Source organism: Pseudovibrio sp. Ad13 (assembly GCF_001623225.1).
In the GTDB taxonomy this organism is placed as follows: domain Bacteria; phylum Pseudomonadota; class Alphaproteobacteria; order Rhizobiales; family Stappiaceae; genus Pseudovibrio.
In genome coordinates this window covers 62,958-78,586 of the sequence record NZ_LMCC01000013.1, presented here as the reverse complement: position 1 = coordinate 78,586, position 15,629 = coordinate 62,958, and the positions used below count along the sequence as shown (strand labels likewise).

The 15,629-nt window shown below is 52.4% G+C and carries 15 protein-coding genes; 4 read left to right on the top strand and 11 right to left on the bottom strand.

All coding sequences use genetic code 11. The annotated features are described in order from the left end of the window. Window positions 1–11: 11 nt before the first annotated feature. The 5 genes from PsAD13_RS14220 to PsAD13_RS14200 all read right to left on the bottom strand — a co-directional run bounded on the left by PsAD13_RS14220 (window position 12) and on the right by PsAD13_RS14200 (window position 6,155). Window positions 12–1,535, bottom strand: coding sequence for a Ppx/GppA phosphatase family protein (locus PsAD13_RS14220; protein WP_084404725.1), 1,524 nt, complete (start codon window positions 1,533–1,535; stop codon window positions 12–14). Beyond that, a complete protein-coding gene (locus PsAD13_RS14215; protein WP_244272077.1) occupies window positions 1,513–3,660 on the bottom strand; it encodes an RNA degradosome polyphosphate kinase in 2,148 nt (715 codons plus the stop codon). Before PsAD13_RS14215 ends, PsAD13_RS14220 begins: the two co-directional genes overlap by 23 nt. A gap of 318 nt (window positions 3,661–3,978) precedes the next feature. After that, a complete protein-coding gene (locus PsAD13_RS14210) occupies window positions 3,979–4,659 on the bottom strand; it encodes a DnaA/Hda family protein (RefSeq protein WP_057465335.1) in 681 nt (226 codons plus the stop codon). Further along, a complete protein-coding gene (locus tag PsAD13_RS14205) occupies window positions 4,656–5,747 on the bottom strand; it encodes an AI-2E family transporter (protein WP_057465336.1) in 1,092 nt (363 codons plus the stop codon). Before PsAD13_RS14205 ends, PsAD13_RS14210 begins: the two co-directional genes overlap by 4 nt. 84 nt (window positions 5,748–5,831) lie before the next feature. After that, window positions 5,832–6,155: a hypothetical protein gene (locus PsAD13_RS14200; protein WP_153040894.1), complete on the bottom strand. Its 324-nt coding sequence runs from the start codon at window positions 6,153–6,155 to the stop codon at window positions 5,832–5,834. On the opposite strand from PsAD13_RS14200, the gene purM reads away from it, so the two are divergent. Beyond that, the gene (purM, locus tag PsAD13_RS14195; protein ID WP_063291875.1) at window positions 6,154–7,239 is read left to right on the top strand and encodes a phosphoribosylformylglycinamidine cyclo-ligase; all 1,086 of its coding nucleotides are present in this window, start codon (window positions 6,154–6,156) and stop codon (window positions 7,237–7,239) included. The genes PsAD13_RS14200 and purM overlap by 2 nt on opposite strands. Continuing rightward, window positions 7,236–7,889 (top strand): phosphoribosylglycinamide formyltransferase, encoded by a 654-nt coding sequence (gene purN, locus PsAD13_RS14190; protein ID WP_063318559.1) that lies wholly within the window; start codon window positions 7,236–7,238, stop codon window positions 7,887–7,889. The genes purM and purN overlap by 4 nt, the downstream gene beginning before the upstream one ends. 157 nt (window positions 7,890–8,046) lie before the next feature. On the opposite strand, the gene PsAD13_RS14185 is transcribed toward purN, so the two are convergent. Beyond that, window positions 8,047–9,321, bottom strand: a complete 1,275-nt coding sequence (locus PsAD13_RS14185) for a hypothetical protein (protein ID WP_063318558.1) — start codon at window positions 9,319–9,321, stop codon at window positions 8,047–8,049. A 227-nt stretch (window positions 9,322–9,548) separates the two neighbouring features. Next, a complete protein-coding gene (locus PsAD13_RS14180) occupies window positions 9,549–11,642 on the bottom strand; it encodes a molybdopterin oxidoreductase family protein (RefSeq protein WP_063318557.1) in 2,094 nt (697 codons plus the stop codon). A gap of 223 nt (window positions 11,643–11,865) precedes the next feature. On the opposite strand from PsAD13_RS14180, the gene PsAD13_RS14175 reads away from it, so the two are divergent. After that, the gene (locus PsAD13_RS14175) at window positions 11,866–12,483 is read left to right on the top strand and encodes an HAD-IA family hydrolase (protein ID WP_063288465.1); all 618 of its coding nucleotides are present in this window, start codon (window positions 11,866–11,868) and stop codon (window positions 12,481–12,483) included. A gap of 18 nt (window positions 12,484–12,501) precedes the next feature. Here the strand turns inward: PsAD13_RS14175 and PsAD13_RS14170 are convergent, their stop codons facing one another. The 3 genes from PsAD13_RS14170 to PsAD13_RS14160 all read right to left on the bottom strand — a co-directional run bounded on the left by PsAD13_RS14170 (window position 12,502) and on the right by PsAD13_RS14160 (window position 14,668). Then, entirely contained in the window at window positions 12,502–13,065 is a 564-nt protein-coding gene (locus PsAD13_RS14170; RefSeq protein WP_063318556.1) for a TetR/AcrR family transcriptional regulator, read from the bottom strand. Between the two features lie 223 nt (window positions 13,066–13,288). Beyond that, complete coding sequence (locus tag PsAD13_RS14165; RefSeq protein ID WP_063318555.1) at window positions 13,289–13,831, bottom strand: TetR/AcrR family transcriptional regulator; 543 nt, start codon at window positions 13,829–13,831, stop codon at window positions 13,289–13,291. Window positions 13,832–14,059: 228 nt separating this feature from the next. Next, window positions 14,060–14,668: a TetR/AcrR family transcriptional regulator gene (locus PsAD13_RS14160; protein WP_244275176.1), complete on the bottom strand. Its 609-nt coding sequence runs from the start codon at window positions 14,666–14,668 to the stop codon at window positions 14,060–14,062. Here PsAD13_RS14160 and PsAD13_RS28365 point away from each other — a divergent pair. Beyond that, window positions 14,552–14,824, top strand: coding sequence for a hypothetical protein (locus tag PsAD13_RS28365; protein WP_244273479.1), 273 nt, complete (start codon window positions 14,552–14,554; stop codon window positions 14,822–14,824). The two genes, PsAD13_RS14160 and PsAD13_RS28365, sit on opposite strands and share 117 nt — an antisense overlap. A gap of 116 nt (window positions 14,825–14,940) precedes the next feature. Here PsAD13_RS28365 and PsAD13_RS14155 read toward each other — a convergent pair whose 3' ends face one another. Beyond that, window positions 14,941–15,534 carry a helix-turn-helix domain-containing protein gene (locus PsAD13_RS14155; protein WP_244272075.1) on the bottom strand — a complete coding sequence of 198 codons (594 nt, stop codon included), beginning with the start codon at window positions 15,532–15,534 and terminating at the stop codon, window positions 14,941–14,943. Between the last annotated feature and the right edge of the window lie 95 nt (window positions 15,535–15,629).

Below are 15,629 nucleotides of genomic sequence, written 5' to 3'. Positions count from 1 at the left end.
TCTCAGATTTATTAAAGCACTCTGACTTCGGCTTCCAGATCCATAACGCGCCCTAGTTGGTTCAAGCGCTTTGTCAAACGATCCCCTTGCATGTCCGCAAGTTCTGCCGGGAGAGCCAGTACGAGTTTGTCGTTCACCAGCGACAGCTTGCTCTTGAGCAACACGCCATTCATGGAAGCGCTGATCAATGCCGCAACACGCAACGTTGCGCCAAGCATACGTGCCAGCTTCATGAGACGTGGATTACTCAGGCTACGAATGGCCGGCGAAAGCGCATCATCCATCAGGCCTTCGTAGCGATAGAACACTGTCAGTGCCAGATATGCCCTACCCGCATGATCAATGCCTACAAACCCGCCATTAGAAATAATGTTCAGTGATTGCTGACGACGGTAGTCCGGATGCGCACGCCAGCCGATATCCGTTAACTGACAGGCCGCGATGCGCAGGCGGCGTTCGCCTTCGCTTTCGTCCACACCAGCCACACGCATGGCCTGCTCGCTCCACTCAACCACTTCGGCTGAATAAGAGGGATCACGGGCACGCAGCACACCCAACTCGTGGGCTGCTGTGAGCAAAGGGTCTTGCTTTTTGCCGTCTTCATCAAGCTGATCATACAAGTACCCTTCCCGCACGCCGAGTGCAGAAAAGACGACCTGATCTGCCTGACAATGCAACAAGGTCTGCCGCATCACGGTTGCACCATACGGCAGCAATCCACGACGCGCTTTAGAGATCACCTGAATGCTTGACTCGTTGCTTAGGTCATCCCGCATGAGCTGCTCGCAGAAATCAATCATGACTTCAGCAGGCACTGTGTAGTCATGCATCACATGCAGCGGATAGCCCTGTTGATACAAGTGCAAACGGCCAAGTGAACGCCACGTTCCACCGATCGCATAGAAGTTGCGGTCTTTTGCCTTACCCAGCCAGTCGGCTTTTTCCAGCTCTTCACGGGCGATCTCATTGGCCAGTGCCAGATCTTTTTCTGAGGATTCCTGCAGCCGAATTCCGCCAAGCGGAAATGTGCGTCCATCACCGATGCCATGAGCACTGATGTCGACCAGCTCTAATGATCCGCCGCCCAAATCTCCGACAAGGCCATCTGCCCGCCAGAAACCAGAGAAAACCCCCATTGCTGAGTAGAATGCCTCATCGCGGCCAGACAGGATCTGAACGTTGGCACGGCAGATGTTTTCTACTTTTGCAATGAACTCTGCGCCATTTTCAGCTTCGCGAGCTGCTGCTGTTGCCAGAATGTGCAGTTTGATGACACCGACATGATCGCAGACACGGCGAAACCGCACCAAAGCACGCAGTGCGGTGGCAACATTTTCTTCACCCAGACGACCAGTCGCGCCTACACCGCGCCCCAGTCCTGCCAGGATTTTTTCATTGAACAACGCTGTCGGGTTACGCGCCAGTCTTTCATAAATTACAAGACGGACAGAGTTGGAACCAATATCAATGATTGCTATTGGTCCCGGGTCTGTAAATCGTCCTCGAGGCTCATCACTCGTCGAGATATCTGTCACTATTTGGCCGTTCTACAAAAAGTTTTGGGCTATCGCCCTGTAGCGAGCTACCACGACCAGACAGAGATGGGTTCGTCATAAAGAACTTGTGTGCGTTGAACGGATCTTCGTCTGGTTCTGCAACAATGCGCTCATGACTACCGTCTGGAAGCAGACGCCAGCTTTGTTGATTATCTTCTAGATTTGCAACCATGATCTGATCAAGAATCTGCTTGTGTACTGTTGGCGTTTTAACAGGAACAAGGGTCTCGACCCGACGATCCAGATTGCGCGGCATCATATCCGCTGATGAGATATAGACATGGGCTTCATCAGAGGGCAACCCGTGACCATTGCCAAAGCAGAAGATACGGCTGTGCTCAAGAAATCTTCCCACAATTGATTTCGCACGGATGTTGTCAGAGAGCCCCGGCACGCCCGCACGCAGGCAACAGATACCACGCACGACCAGATCAATTTGTACCCCTGCCTGACTGGCCCGGTACAATGCATCAATAACACCTGGATCTACCAGAGAGTTCATCTTCATCCAGATCTGACCCGGACGACCTGCCTTGGTGTGGGCAATCTCTTCTTCTGTGTGCTGAATGATGCGCTTGCGCAGGCTCATTGGAGAAACGGCCAGTCGCTCCAACTCGCCCGGTTCTGCGTAACCTGTGATGTAATTGAACACCTTAGCAGCATCACGCGCCATTGCAGGCTCTGCGGTAAAGTAGGACAGATCGGTATAGATGCGTGCTGTGATTGGGTGATAATTGCCGGTGCCGAAGTGGCAGTAGGTTCTCAAACCACCCTGCTCACGGCGGACAACCATGGAGACTTTCGCATGAGTTTTCAGCTCAAGAAAGCCGAAGACGACCTGTACTCCAGCGCGCTCCAAATCTCGCGCCCAACGGATGTTGGCTTCTTCGTCAAAGCGGGCTTTGAGTTCGACAAGCGCGGTGACGGATTTGCCAGCTTCTGCCGCTTCTGCAAGGGCTTTGACGATCGGGGAGTTGTTGGATGTGCGGTAAAGCGTTTGCTTGATTGCGACGACATCCGGGTCCTGAGCGGCTTGGCGGAGGAACTGAACGACAACGTCGAAGCTCTCGTAGGGATGGTGGATCAGGATGTCTTTTTGTTGGATAGCCGCAAAACAATCCCCGCCGTGTTCGCGGATACGTTCCGGATAACGCGGAGTGTATGGCGGGAACTTGAGATCATCGCGTTTGACGTTCACAGCCTGAGACAGGTCATTCAGCGCCAAAAGTCCGTTGGCAAGGAAGGTTTCCTCTTCGGTGACTTCAAGCTCATTTGCAACGAAGGCACGCAGACTTTCTGGTGTGCTTTCTTCGATTTCCATGCGGATCACAGACCCGCGGCGGCGACGTTTCAGGGCGGTTTCAAAAACGCGCACCAAGTCTTCCGCTTCTTCCTCGATTTCCAAGTCGGAGTCGCGCAATACGCGGAACGCGCCTTTGCCGCAAACTTCATATCCGGGGAAGAGATTGCCGATGAACAACGAGATGATCGTCTCAATTGGAATGAAACGAGTTGCTTTTGGCCCGGCATCACGCGGTGTTGGCAGGACAACAAAGCGGCCAATCTGGCTTGGCATACGCAGCAGCGCAGTCATACCTGCGCCTCCATCCACCGGACGCAGATCCAGGATCAGCGAAAAGCCCAGATTTGGGATGAACGGGAAAGGATGCGCTGGATCAATAGCCAACGGGGTCAGAACCGGGAAAATATGCTGAAGGAAGTAGTCTTCCAGCCAATCCGTTTCAGACTGGCTCATGTTCTGCGCTTCAACGATGAAGATACCTTCATCAGCCAGCTCAGAGCGCAGTTGACGGAAGCGGGCTTGCTGCTCACTTTGAAGCTTACTTACCTCAACAGAGATTTGCTCCAGCTGTTCGGTCGAGGTCAGACCATCATCAGAAATGGTCGTCACATCCGCTCGCTGCTGACCGCGCAGGCCAGCAACACGCACCATGAAGAACTCATCCAAGTTGTTGGCAGAAATGGACAGGAACCGGAGCCGCTCCAAAAGCGGATGGCTCGGGTTCATGGATTCTTCCAGAACACGGCGGTTGAACTGCAACCACGAGAGTTCACGGTTTACAAAGCGCTCTGGTTTTTGCATCAGAGCCAGCCCTGCACTCACCTCAAAATCTGCGGTGTCAGTGGTCTCGTCTTCCAAAGCGTTCATTTCCGTAAACTCATTCATTCCATGTACCTCCGCAGCCCGTGGACCGGGTCACCTGTATGGGCGCACCTCGCCCTTAGAATATCTGACGATTGCGCTGTCCGTTGTATGATTCTGGTCATTTAGACCATACATTTTTGACGGGAAAATAAAGCTTAGAGCATGTTGCAGTGCAGCAGCAAGCTCTAAGCTTTATTTACAGGCGTATCTGGAGCCGAAAACCGGCAACCACTTTTCGGAGATACACCTTGGTTCCTACTCGCCCATGCTCTCCAGTATTTTGGAGGCCATGACGCGGGAGATCTTTCGACCCTTCGCCAATGCATGTCTGTCCAGCATGTCTACAACGTTGCGTGCTGCATCCAGTGACCGTTCAATTCTTATCACGAGGTAATCTATCACACTGGAGTCAACAGTTACCTGACGATCTGAAAAATGTTTGGTCATGACCATTGCGAGCAGCATGTCGTCCGGCTCTTCCACCTGCACCGGGGTCGCTGCCCGAAAACGGGACGCCAGATCCTTGGTTTTAAGGTCAAACGTGTTTGGCCACTCGCGGGTGGTCATCAACATGTTGCCACCGGACAGGCGTACTGCGTTGAACAGATGGAACAAAGATGCTTCATCAAAACCTGCGTGCAGGTCTTCAACCGCAACCGGGCCGGCTTCTGCCAATGCCGTAAGGTCAAGAAATTCCAGTTCATCTCCGCCCACGATCTGAGCTCCGCTGAGCTCCTGCCATGCGTTGACCAGATGTGTTTTACCCGATCCGATCGGCCCTTGCAGGGTTACGATCGGAGATGGCCACTCCGGCCAATTGGTAATCAGATTGAATGCAGCCTGATTTGACGTTGAAACCAGATAATCATCAACCCCCAATGCCTCCTCATGGGGCAAGACCAAAGGCAATTGTTGTGGCCCTGTCGATCCTGTCATTCCAGTCCTTCCGTCTTATTGGTATTTTTGTAGTGACCTGCATATAGCGAACTTGCAAGATATTGCCTGAGAGCAAATCTTGCTAGTACCCCAACCACTGCTGCAGCTGGAATTGCTATCAACATCCCCACAAATCCCATTAAAGAACCAAAAGCGAACAGTGCAAACATGAGCCAGACAGGGTGAAGACCGACACTTCCACCTAAAAGTTTGGGCTGAAGGACGTTTCCCTCCAGAAACTGACCAACAACAAATACGCCCAGCACCGCTCCGATCATGAAATAATCAGGCCAGAACTGGACCAAAGCAACACCAATTGACAGACCGAAACCGACAATCGCACCGACATAAGGAATGAAACTGATTAAGCCAGCTGTGAGGCCGATCAGGAGACCAAATTTCAGGCCAACAAGTAACAGAGCAACAGCGTAGAAGGTGCCCAGTATCAGGCACATCATCACCTGCCCGCGAACAAACCCGGCCACTACTGAATCCATATCACTTGCCAGTGCGCGGATGGTTTGCTGGTAGTCACGTGGCAGCCAGCTGTCGATGCGTTCGATCATGTTGTCCCAGTCGAGCAGGAGATAGAACGCGACAACTGGTGTTACGACAGCAAGACCGATGATAGAAATAAGTGCTTGCCCGCCGCTCCAGATGGAAGACAGCAGTCCGCCAACGAAGTTTGCGGCCTGCCCGACGAAGGCACCCCAGTCGATTTTGTTGGTTTGGCCTGACAGGTTTGCAAGTCTGTCCATTTGTGGCCCAAGGCTTTCACGCAGCAAATTTTCAAGATTTCCGGCCAGTTCTGGTAGGTAGTCCAGAAATGCGATCAGCTGTTTGCCGAGAATTGGCAGGAGGATCAGCAGCGCTGCGGTAAAAACGATCAGGAATATCAGGAGGATCGTAACAGTTGCCCAGATGCGCCCGAACCCGTGGGTTTCCAGATAATCCGCAATTGGATCGAGAAGATAGGCCAAGGCCATACCTGCGACAAACGGTAGAAGGATGCTTTGAAACACCGACAAGAACAGGATGAAGGCTATAAAAGCCAGCAACCAGAAGAATAACCGTTTGTTTGTACTCATAAACTATCTCCAGGTGGAGGCATGGAGCCCATCAACTTGCTGGTTTTCCGGCAGCGCGGTCGCTCACAGAGGCATCTTTAAAATTTAAGATGGTTGTAGTTTCCATAGGTTGATTACGTCAAGTCGCAGCATCAGGTTTGCCAGAGTAGCTACTCCACCTTTTCGCCCGCTTAATTTAGGAGCATCTTTGAGAGGGGTGAAAAACTTTCCCCTAAATGAAGAGTTTTTCAAAGCTCCATTAATTTGCAAAAGCTTAGCTGGTTCTGCACAGATCTGCGTTTTTCTGAGATACCAGCGTGGTTTCCTTCCCCTTTCGGCCTTGCAATTCCCTGCAGTTTTGTTTTTATGCCGCCAAATTACATAGGCGGTCATGCCGCTATACTCTTGATGATGCGGAGCAGTATCCATGAGCCAGGACCAGAACGGTAATAACGGCCTTACCTATTCACAAGCGGGGGTCGATATCGACGCCGGGAACGCACTGGTCAAACGGATCAGCCCACTGGTTAAAGCAACGCGTCGCCCGGGTGCTGACAGTGACATTGGCGGCTTTGGCGGTCTTTTTGATCTGAAAGGCGCCGGGTTTAAAGACCCTGTTCTTGTGGCGGCCAATGATGGCGTGGGCACCAAGCTTAAGATTGCCATCGACACCAACGTGCATAGCGGTGTGGGGATTGATCTGGTTGCCATGTGTGTGAACGATCTTGTGGTGCAAGGTGCTGAGCCGCTGTTCTTCCTTGATTATTTTGCCACTGGCGCGCTGGATGTCGACATGGCGACCGATGTTGTGGCGGGGATAGCAGAGGGCTGTAAAATCTCTGGTGCCGCGCTGATCGGTGGTGAAACGGCTGAAATGCCAGGCATGTACGCGGCTGGTGATTATGATCTGGCTGGATTTTCCGTTGGCGCGGCTGAGCGCGGAACGCTGCTGCCGTCCAAGGATATTGGCGAAGGCGACGTTTTGCTTGGTCTGGCTTCCTCCGGTGTGCATTCCAACGGCTTCTCTCTGGTTCGCAAGATCGTTGAAGTTTCCGGCCTGACATGGGCTGACAAAGCGCCGTTTGATGCTGACAAGACGCTTGGCGAAGCGCTGATGGAGCCAACCCGCATTTATGTGAAGCCCCTGCTGGCCGCGATCAAAGAAACCAATGGCATCAAAGCCTTGGCGCATATCACTGGTGGTGGTCTTCCTGAAAACCTGCCGCGCGTTCTGCCTGACGGGCTTGCTGCACGGATCGATCTTTCTGCTATTTCCTCCCCTGCTGTGTTTGGCTGGCTCTCAAAAGCTGGCGGCATTGAACAGTTTGAAATGCTGCGCACCTTCAACTGCGGTGTTGGCATGGTGGTCGCGGTTGCTGCTGACAAAGCTGACGCTGTTCGCGACGTGCTTGAGCGTGAGGGTGAAACTGTTGTGACGCTTGGCAAACTGGAAGCTGCGCAGGATGGAGCTGAGCAGGTTGTGTTTGACGGCTCGCTGGGTTTTGCTAAATGAGCACGCAGCCTAAAAAACGCGTAGGTGTTTTGATTTCAGGGCGAGGCTCCAACATGCTGTCTCTTATTGAGGCAGCAAAAAACCCTGATTATCCAGCGGAAATCGTTGTGGTGGGGTCTAACCGGCCAGACGCAAAAGGGCTGGAGCGCGCTGCTGACGAGGGTTTTGCCACCTTTGCGTTGGACCACAAACTTTATGGCAAAGACCGTGAGGCATTTGAGCGTGATCTGAATGCGATGCTTGAACAGCACAACATAGACCTGCTTGTTCTGGCTGGCTTTTTACGTTTGCTAACACCATGGTTCGTAAGCCAGTGGCAAGGCCGGATGATCAATATCCACCCTGCTCTCTTACCAAGCTTTCCGGGTCTGCATACGCATGAGCGGGCGTTGAAGGAAGGCGTTCGCATTCATGGGGCGACTGTGCATTTTGTAACAGCGGAAATGGATGTGGGTCCGATCATCGCGCAGGGAGCTGTCCCCGTTCTGGACGGGGATAACCTGGATGATCTGGCAGCGCGTGTGCTGGCTGTTGAGCATGAGATCTATCCCAAGGCATTGGAGGCTGTGGCCAGTGGCAGAGCTTCCGTTGATGGCTTTCGCGTGAAGATTGCAGGTGCTAAGCAGGACGATAAAAGCCTTATTTGTTAATGAGATAAGGTTCTCATAAAGAGACACAAAAAAGGCCGTAGGCGCTCCCGCCTCCGGCCTTTTTTCGTTTGCGTTACTATGTGCGTTCGTTTGCGCGATTTGCGTTTTTTCTACGTTGAAAGCGGAGTTGGTCCTACGTTACCGCCTGTGAGACTTGTCAGATCCGAAGTTCACCCTTTTGCAGCACCAAGTCATCCAGTTTCACAAACTGAGATTGCGTCGCAGTGCTCCGCTCGGTCTGAGCTTCAGGCTGTTCGATACCGTCTTCATCAGGTGCGATCTGCATATCAGCATAGGTGACAGTTGGTTCCACTGGCGGTGTCACCTGCTGGGATGCGTGAGCGACCGGCCTGTTGAACTGAGCGAAATATGACTCAAACGTTTTGAACTCGCCTGATGTCTGCAGTTGAGCCATATAGCCATCGATGTAGGCTTCCTTCCCTTCCATGAAATTATTTAGTTCGTCCAGGCTTTGGAAGCTGGTTCCCAAATTACCATTCGTGATTTCAAGAGTACGCCGCGCGGAGTAGCTTTCAGTGTTCTCACCCAAGTTCTGAGCTTCCACGTTCTGGTAGACAGTCCCTGTGTTCAACTGCGCATATGTTGGCGCCACTGTCGTCTTTGGCTCCAGATGATCGTATGGGTGTTGCGGCCGCGGGGTATCGTACTGATGCGGTTGTGGGCGCGGAGTGTCGTATAGAGGTTGTGGTGGCTGGCGTGGAACATCGTAAAGAGGCGATTGCTGAACACGTGGAGCTTCACTCTGAGAGTTGGCAGTCGGCACATTCTCTTGCTGCACTCCAGAGACTTCAGCGCTTCGGGTGCTGCTTGCATATCCCAATATTCGACTCTGGGCACTGGAGACCGCAGCATCCATGGCTTTCAAGCTGCGGATATCGACTTTGGCGGCATCCCCCAGTGTGCGATGAGATCCGTCGTGCTCGTTGAACTCAGTCCTGTCAAAAACGCTCGCTTGAATACCGGCCATCATCGCTTTCAGATCAACGAGACGCTCGGTCCCGGATGAGGCGTGCTTTATTGTGTCTGCAATCGTCTGCTCTGCAAGCTCCAGAAAGGGAGCCCAGTTTTCTTTCGCTTGTTCCGGAGCACTTTGGGTTCGTCCCAGAAGGTTCCCGATGTTTTTTGTCGCGTCGGTGAGAGATTGTTTCACATTGGCAAGGCGGCCATGCGACAACGCACTTGCTGCAGATTTAAGATTATCTCCCAAACCGCGCATGTGCTGCGGCGTGTCAACCACAACGGAGTAAATCCGTTCCCCTGTCTGCGGGTTGCCTTGTTTACTGCCAATAGAAACGATCAAGTCATCAGTATTTAGATTTAACGAGGTTGCATGCTCGACACGAGCCTGATTTACCAGATTTTCAACAGCACCGTGAAAATTACTAGAGTTACCAATAGTTAATCCGCTCATTGCACACCCTTTATTATTATGAATTTGACGCAGAGTCATCAAATTCAATCAGAACTCGCTAATTGGAACTACTTTACGTTTCCTGGCGGAGTTAAGAGTGTCGCTTAGTACTATGAGGGCTCTTTTTTGTTCACATATGCGTTCAATTTTTGTGAACCGAGGAAAATATCACACGTGCATATTGAAGGAGCGAGATCACCGCTCCCAATATGTCGAGGATATCTGCCTTACGCTTTGCGCACCGCGACGTGGATGTCGTGAAAGGCAGCGCCGCCGAAGGGAGCGGTCTGGTCGGCGCTGGTGAGGGTGTTGATGCCGTTGCCACCTTCGTGTGCAGCATTGGGCCAGATGCCTTCTGCGATCAGCGTGCCCTTTTGAGGACGATCCCCCACGGAGGCGTGCAGGATGACTTCGCCGCGATGATTGGAGAGGATGACCTTGTCGCCCTCCTCCACGCCCAGCGCGGCTGCGTCTTCCGCGTGCAGCATGACTGTTGGGCGGCCTTCCTTCTTCACGGAGCTTGGGGTCTCGTTGAACGTAGAGTTCAGGAACGAGCGTGAGGGAGATGTGGCGAGGCGGAACGGATAGTCCCTGGTCGGCGCTTCGTTGATGTCCCAATGATCCGGCAAGGCTGGCATTTGTTGCCATGGGCCCATTGGACCGTTGTTTGGTGCAGGCACCTTTGCCCAGTCCGGCTTGAAGCGGAACTTGCCATCCTCATAGCCAAAGCCGTTTATGTAGTGTGCTTCATTGAAGTCTGGCTGACAGTCAAGCCAGCGGTTTTCTTCCAGCTCGCTCAAGCCGCCCGGATACTTGGAGTTTTTGAGCATCCAGTCGATGTGCTCGCGGGCTGTCATCTTGTGCGCTTCGTGCTCTTCGCCGCCGAGGCGTTCAATCAGTTCGTTCAGCACATAGAGGTTCGGTTTGGCTTCACCCGGGGCGTCGACCAGTTTTGGACCGAACAGGAGGTTCTGGTGTCCGCCACCTTTGTAGATGTCGTCATGTTCCAGAAACTGGGTTGCTGGCAGGACGATATCAGCCATAAGCGCGGTTTCAGTCATGAACTGCTCGTGGACCACGGTGAACAGGTCTTCGCGGGCAAAGCCTTCTTTCACGAGGGTCTGCTCAGGAGCCACTGACACCGGATTGGTGTTCTGGATCAGCATGGCGGTGACTGGCGGGCCGTCCATGAGCGCTTCGCTGTCGCCTGTAAGAACCCGACCTACCTGAGACATGTCGAGTTTGCGGATGGAGCTGTCGTGGAGCGAGTGGGCTTCGACCATGGCCATGTTGAGACCGTAGATGGCGCCGTTGTTATGAAACGCGCCGCCGCCCTCATATTGGTAGTGACCGCCGACAACCGCGATACAGCTGGCGGCATGCATAGAAACCACGCCGTTGCGCTGGCGGGTGAAGCCGTAGCCTAGGCGGAAGTAGGTTTTCTTTGTTTCGCCAACCAACTTTGCGAGTTCTTCGATCTGCTCTGCGGAAAGACCTGTGATCTCGCTGGCCCACTCAGGGCTGCGGGTCTTTAGGTGTTCTTCCAGTTCGGCAGGTGCGTCGGCGTATTTTTCCATGTAAGCGCGATCGGCATAGCCATCGCGGAACAAAACATGCATGACAGCGCAAGCGAGTGCGGCGTCGGAACCCGGCTTCAGGACAAGGCCGATGTCTGCCTGTTTCATTGTCTCGGTCTTATAGACGTCGATGACAACGATCTTGGCTTTACGGGTCTTGCGGGCCTTGATGGCGTGGGTCATGACGTTGACCTGCGTCGCCACCGGGTTGGTACCCCAGATCACAACAGCATCGGCAAGAGCCATTTCGCGCGGGTCCGGCCCAGCGAGCTTGCCGGTGCCAGCGATGTAGCCAGTCCACGCCATGTTGGTGCAGAAGGTCTGGTACATGCCGGAATAACTTTTGGCGTTGCGCAGGCGGTTGATGCTGTCACGCTGTACAAGACCCATGGTACCGGCAAAGAAGTATGGCCAGACGGTTTGCGGGCCGTGTTTCTTCTCAGCCTCCAGAAATTTCTCTGAGACTTCCTGTAGTGCCTCTTCCCAGCTGATCTCTTCGAACTGGCCGGAGCCTTTCGGGCCTGTGCGGCGCAAAGGTTTGGTCAGGCGGTCAGGATGATGCAAGCGCTCGGAGTAGCGGGCGACCTTGGCGCAGATGACGCCAGCGGTATAATCGTTGTCACGGGTGCCATGAATACGGCCTACACGCCCATCTGCATGCACTTCGACCTCGATTGCGCAGGTGGACGGGCAATCGTGTGGACATGCGGAGGCAAACCTTTGTGGTTTTTCGGGCTTAGACATGCGTGGCGTACTCAATAAAACTGGTGTTCTAGACTTGTTCTCGTTGCACAGACAGATCGCGGGTAACACTCAAATTGTCAAGAAAGCGCAGGCAAAAAATTCTTGAGTTGACGATTTCTTGAGGTCCTGCGCGGTCTTTGCGGTGTTCCTGTATTTCCTAATGCTTGCAAGAGGTGCCTGTTCTGGTCTTTCATAGGGAATGGTTTGAAGCTTGAGGCAGTCCATGTTGCAGGATATCGACGTAATTGCGTGGGATTTTGACGGGGTTCTCAATCGTAACATTATCAATGACCGCTTTATCTGGGTGCAGCAGTTTGAAGAGGATCTCGGCATCTCATGGCACACCTTTGCTCAGGAGATGTTTACGGATGACTTCAACGAGGTTCTGGTTGGGCATGAGGATCTCAGAGACCTTCTCTCCCGTTGGGCGGATAAGACCGGTTATCCCGGCGACCTTGATCATTTCCTGCTGTACTGGTTTGAAAAGGACGCCCACCCGGACTTTGATCTGCTGGCCTTGATGCGCAAGCTTACCAAGACCCATGTCCGCCAGGTGATTGCGACCAACAACGGGGCGCGGCGTACGCGCTATATCGAAGAGCAGATGGGTTACAAGGATCGTGTGGAGACGGTGTTTGCCTCCGGGCGTATGGGTGTGGCCAAGCCCAGCGCCGAGTTTTTCATACATGTTACCAAGGCCCTTAAGGTTCCTGCCAACCGGATGCTTTTGATTGATGACCGGGAAGAGAACATTATGTCCGCGTTGGACATGGGGTGGCGGGCGCTGCATTTTACTCCCAACACCCGCGAGCAGATCATCAAGGTGCTGGGGTCGTTTTAGTGCATCTTAGTGGGTCTCTTACTTCCTCACCGCTTCCCATGCCATCTTCACCAGAAACTGCCTGTCTTTATCACAGACAACCCGCTCTGTGCTTAACAGCGTATAGGCCGGGCCTACGATGAGCGCGGAGGCAACGGACCACGGAATGGGTTTCACTGCTCCCAGCACTTGCCAGGTGGCATAGAGCGCCTCTCCCTGCAAATGAACGTTCTCCATCTGTTGCTTGATGGTTTCGAACTCACCTTCCGTCTGGGCTTTGACCTTCAGCTCCTCAAAGAGGCGAAACAGATCAGGATTGGCACTGCCCCACCGCAGCAAGCCATTGACGGAGGCTTTGATGGTGTCTTCAGCGCTAGCGGTTTGAGGTGTGTTGCGTGTCTCTCTGGTCCAACCGGCAACGGCCTGATCCCATAGCGCGACGGCGATATCCGGTTTTCCCTTGAAGAAGTGATAGATGCTGCCGGTCGTCGCTCCGCTTTTGTTGCGGATTTGTGCAATCGAGGTGCTTGTGTAGCCCTGTTTTAAAAACAGCTCCAGCGCAGCATCCAGTATGGATTGATATCTGTTGTTTTCATTGGCCACTAGAACACCATTCCAACCCTGACGAGAGTACCGCTCTATCCCAAGTTAGAACGCCATTCTAATATATGAGCGCAGTGTCAGGTCTGCAAAGAAGAACCGTGGCAGTGCAAAGAGACCTTTAAAAGCAATGGAAGGATTTGAACCTGATGCGTCGTGTTTTTGAGTTTACAGGTCTTGCGTGTCTTCACCTGAGAAGCAGTCATCATGCTGCGGAGAAACGCCTTCAGAAATTGATGCCTTTTTTCAGATGGTTGGCTAGCACTTCCAGGCTTAGATTTGCCATTTTGTAAAGGTCTTCATGGGACATGCCGTGCTGTACCATAATGGAGAGACCCTCAAAGATCGTTGCGTAGAACTTGGCCAGTGAGGTGGCTTCGTCATCGGTTTGAAGCTCACCTTTGCACTGGGTGAATTTGTAGATGAAGTGCTCCATGCCCTCGAGCTTCATCTTGCGCAGCTCCTCCGACAATTCCGGATCCAGCTCTGCGATGTCCATGAGGGTATGGAACCGCATGGCAGTGCCAGCATCATATTGCTCTCGGGAGAGTTCAATAAACTCGTAAAGCACAGCTTCAACTGCCGGGTATAGTTCTGAGTGGAGCGCGAGCACAGACCGGAGCTGGCGGTAGAATTTGGAGAAGTACCAGTGCATGGCAGCTGCACAAAACTGCTCTTTGGTGGCAAAATGCTTCTCGATAAAGCCTCTTGAGCTTCCGCTTGCAACAGCAAGGTCTTCCAATGTGGAATGCTGGAACCCTTGCAGCATAAAAACCTTCACGCAGGAATCTAAGGCGGTTTCGAGTTCAGGTGACAATTCACCATCGCGTATGGGATCTAATGAGGACATGGCGCCAGTATACGTTTTGGGTGGGGGGCAGCAATCTCGTTCTCCCGCTATGGGAAATGAGTACAGAAGAGGTCTCTCCCGTCTTGGTGGATTTCTTTCATCTTCTGTAAAGAGCTAAGGCAATGGGCAGTGAGAAGGCAGTGGCACTCACTTTGATTTCTTCTTGGAGCCCTTCTTTTTCTTGGCCTGGCCGGTCTTCATATGCAATTCTAAAACGCCGAGGCTCGCAACCGCAACCTTGTACATCAGATCACACGGGGTTCCGTATTTGATCAGCTCATAAAGACCTTCAATCACTGTCAGGAAGTAGTGTGCCAACACCTCGATGTCGGCGTCGTCCTTGAGCTCCAGCTTGCACTGCTTGAACTTGTCGAGAACCTGATGTTCCCAATCATCCTGCAGTTCCTCGAAGGAGTTTTTGACGAACTCATCAACGTTGGAAATGTCAATGAACGTGCGGACAAATAACCCTTTGTTGGCGTGGACCTGATCGCAGCTGATTTCGATGAAAGCAAACAGTACCGCTTCCATGGCCGAATAGATGTCCTGGTGCATGGCCATTTCGGTGCGCATGTGGCGGCTGTACTTGATGTAGTACCAGCGCATGGCTTCAGCTGCGAGTTCCTGCTTGGACGTGAAGTGTTCCTTCACACAGTCTCCCGAGCATCCGGCGGCTTTACCTATATCATCCAGAGTGCAGGTTTCGTAACCCTTGAGGAGAAAGACTTTGACACACTGGTCGAAGAGCCTTTCGATTTTGGGAGTTACGTTTCCGGCCTCTATCATATCGCACGGTCTCATGGCCGCGAGTATATGGTGTCGGAGGGTCTCCTCAACGCTGTTTTAGTCACATGGAAAACAACAGTGCAAAGACATAGGGCTTACTGCGCCTATAACTTTCACCTTCTGTAAAGGATTTGAAACGACCGCGATTGAGTATTCTTTTGAAGTATCCTTACACGCCTCAAATTCATATGTTCACTTTATGTTCTTAATCTTATATCGACAGAGAACATAAAGATAACTTTTTAATTGATGCGGTAGGAATCCAGGACTTTCATGCTCATATCAACCACGCGATAGAGCTGCTCTTTTTTGGCGCCATCCTTACATTGACTGGCCAGTCCCTGCAGGGTTGCTGCATAAAAGCGGGCGAGCGTTTCGATATCAGTACCGGTCTTGAGGCTTTCTTTGCAATCGGTGAGTTTGCGTGTAATCGCGCCTACCATGGTGTTGCGCAGATCGGTGATCTCTCTGGTCAGAATACTGTCCTGGGTGGAGATCTCCAGTAAGCCAGATGACAGAAGGCATCCGTCTGACTCTGTTTTATCGCAGAGCACATCGACGCATTCGTAAAGGGCGACACGAATGGCATCACAGCAGTTGGAATGCATGGCAAAGCCAGAAAGCAGCCTGCGGCCATAGTTTTGCAGATACCACCTTGTGGCTGCTGCATAGAGTTCTTCCTTATTGGAAAATGCCCCTTCTACAAATTCATGAGGAACGCCCATGGCGTCCACGACATCATCTAGGGAAGTGGCATCATAGCCTCGCTTCCAAAACATTTTGACCGAGGCTTCCAACATGGCCTCTATGTCCGGAGATATTGTTTCCACGTGCATTTCATCCTTTATAGGCATAAGTACATATTACGCGGCCATGGATAAAGAACAACTGATTATTAATGCTAGGAAAATTACGATTAAGGCCTGATAGA

What these genes read in the sequence shown, in the direction of transcription:
- PsAD13_RS14205 (WP_057465336.1), bottom strand. Translation starts at nt 5,747, where the DNA reads ATGAGTACAAACAAACGGTTATTCTTCTGGTTGCTGGCTTTTATAGCC.
- PsAD13_RS14165 (WP_063318555.1), bottom strand. Translation starts at nt 13,831, where the DNA reads ATGCTGCAAGGGTTCCAGCATTCCACATTGGAAGACCTTGCTGTTGCA.
- PsAD13_RS14215 (WP_244272077.1), bottom strand. Translation starts at nt 3,660, where the DNA reads ATGCAAAAACCAGAGCGCTTTGTAAACCGTGAACTCTCGTGGTTGCAG.
- PsAD13_RS14180 (WP_063318557.1), bottom strand. Translation starts at nt 11,642, where the DNA reads ATGTCTAAGCCCGAAAAACCACAAAGGTTTGCCTCCGCATGTCCACAC.
- PsAD13_RS14155 (WP_244272075.1), bottom strand. Translation starts at nt 15,534, where the DNA reads ATGCACGTGGAAACAATATCTCCGGACATAGAGGCCATGTTGGAAGCC.
- purN (WP_063318559.1), top strand. Translation starts at nt 7,236, where the DNA reads ATGAGCACGCAGCCTAAAAAACGCGTAGGTGTTTTGATTTCAGGGCGA.
- PsAD13_RS14175 (WP_063288465.1), top strand. Translation starts at nt 11,866, where the DNA reads ATGTTGCAGGATATCGACGTAATTGCGTGGGATTTTGACGGGGTTCTC.
- PsAD13_RS14210 (WP_057465335.1), bottom strand. Translation starts at nt 4,659, where the DNA reads ATGACAGGATCGACAGGGCCACAACAATTGCCTTTGGTCTTGCCCCAT.
- PsAD13_RS14200 (WP_153040894.1), bottom strand. Translation starts at nt 6,155, where the DNA reads ATGGATACTGCTCCGCATCATCAAGAGTATAGCGGCATGACCGCCTAT.
- PsAD13_RS14185 (WP_063318558.1), bottom strand. Translation starts at nt 9,321, where the DNA reads ATGAGCGGATTAACTATTGGTAACTCTAGTAATTTTCACGGTGCTGTT.
- purM (WP_063291875.1), top strand. Translation starts at nt 6,154, where the DNA reads ATGAGCCAGGACCAGAACGGTAATAACGGCCTTACCTATTCACAAGCG.